We start from the raw sequence: 283 nt of genomic DNA, 5'->3' as shown, positions 1-283 counted from the left end.
CACCCAACGCCAGCCATCAAATTCTGGCGTTTTTGCTTTGTTGAACATTAATGTCTTTATCATTACTTGTTAACTGCAAAAGGAACCAACGCTGTTTTTTGTCCAATACAAACAGGTTTTGTGTCCCAACGCACCAAACGCTTAGGTAACTTGTAACGTAACCAGTTACGTGTGGAGGCAAGAATTTTGACATCCTTGCGACTTAACCCAACTTCTTCGAACAACTCTCGGTACATTGCCTGCTCTGGCGATTCTCCAGGGTTAATTCCTCCTTGAGGAAACT

The 283-nt window shown here is 43.1% G+C and carries 1 pseudogene; it reads right to left on the bottom strand.

Annotated elements, in window-relative coordinates:
* Positions 1-283 (bottom strand): annotated as a pseudogene (locus BHE89_RS01405) (RNA pyrophosphohydrolase); the annotation flags it as partial.

This window comes from Shigella sp. FC1967 (assembly GCF_001743005.1).
Lineage (GTDB): Bacteria > Pseudomonadota > Gammaproteobacteria > Enterobacterales > Enterobacteriaceae > Proteus.
This window is presented reverse-complemented; position numbering and strand designations above follow the sequence as displayed.